The organism is Veillonella sp. CAG:933 (assembly GCF_000431435.1).
Taxonomy (GTDB): domain Bacteria; phylum Bacillota; class Negativicutes; order Veillonellales; family Veillonellaceae; genus Veillonella_A.
This window is the reverse complement of sequence record NZ_HF986147.1, coordinates 10,739-12,174: the sequence shown is the minus strand read 5'-3', so window position 1 is coordinate 12,174 and position 1,436 is coordinate 10,739. Positions and strand designations below refer to the sequence as shown.

General features: G+C 55.9%; 1 protein-coding gene (cut by a window edge). It reads right to left on the bottom strand.

The annotated features are described in order from the left end of the window. Nucleotides 1–671: the 5' portion of a DNA polymerase gene (locus tag QZL64_RS14630; protein ID WP_441351085.1), read on the bottom strand. 31 nt of this gene lie to the left of the window's left edge; 671 of the gene's 702 nt are visible here — the first part of the coding sequence; the start codon lies at nt 669–671; the stop codon falls past the left edge of the window. Nucleotides 672–1,436 lie beyond the last annotated feature (765 nt).

Genomic DNA, 1,436 nt, shown 5'->3' with positions numbered 1-1,436 from the left:
CCGCCATAGCCAAGGGCCAGTTCTGCGATTTTCCCTTTCTGCCGGAGATGCCCGTTGACGCCATGCTTTTCTACGGGAACGCCGAACATGGAGCTAGCCGAGGCGCAGTAAATGTCGCCATTCCTGGCAAAGACATCCGAACGCCATGTTTCTCCTGCCAGCCACGAAAGCACCCTGGCTTCAATGGCCGAAAAATCCGCTACGGCAAACTTCAGTCCCTGCCGGGGCACAAAGGCCGTACGGATCAGCTGGGAAAGGACATCGGGGATGGAATCATACAGGAGTTCCATGGCTTCGTAATTTCCCTGGCGTACCAGTTCCCGGGCTTCCGAAAGATCCGGCAGATGATTCTGGGGAAGATTCTGCAGCTGGATGTGCCGGCCGGCAAACCGCCCGGTCCGGTTGGCCCCATAGAACTGGAACATCCCTCTGGCCCGGCCATCCTCGCAGGCCGTCATCCCCATGGCCTGGTATTTCCGGACCGAGGATTTGGCCAGCTTCTGCCGGAGCAGCAACACACTGCGCAGCGGTTCTTCTGCCGTCTTCAGCAGCTTTTCTACCTGCTTTTTGCCCAAGGAATCGGTCTTCATCCCATGCTGTTCCAGCCAGCCGATCATCTGTATGACGGAGTTCGGGTTCTCCAGACCCGTCTTTTCCTTCAGCACAGCCATCAGGCTGTCCCGGCTGCGGGCATCGATGACGATGGCATTTTTAGCCAGCGTCCTGTCGATGGCGATGCCCCGGTCATTGATTTCCTGGTCGAGATGATATTCATCCCATATCGGTTCCGGGACGGGATACTTCTTCAGCCGCTCCTGGATGGCCATTTCCACTTCCACATCCCGTTTGTTGTAGGACTTGAACAGTGTCCATTTGTCCAGCGCATGCTGAGGAAGGTTTCTTGTCCGGCCGCCATTCGATTTTGTTTCCTTGCAGGGAACACAGAAATAGCGGATCAGGTCTTTGCCTTCCTTTATCTTCTGGCTGTCCAGCTTCAGCACGGCTCCTACGCCTTCCAGGGAAAGGGGCAGGCCCATATAGGCCGACCAGACCATGGAGCATTTCCATCCTGCCGGATTGAGGAACCTGGCACAGTCCTGGGAAAGCGGATGATGGTCACGGAACGGGTCCAGGCTCATCCCCAGGTCACACAGGTAGCGCGACAGGCAGACCCGTTCAAAGCTGGCATTGAACGCCCACTTGGTAACGGATTCATCGGTCAGGGCATCCAGGATATCGTCCGGGATGCCCTCTCCCTGCGCCAGGTCAACGACCTGCACTTCGCCGCCGTCCACCGAATATCCAAAGAGAAGGATTTCAAAGGCTGGCGATTCGGCATATTTGTACACACCGCATTTTGCCAGATTGATATCGCTGAATGTTTCAATATCGATACTGATGGTTTTCATACGCTTCACCTCGAAAAAGCGGCGAGG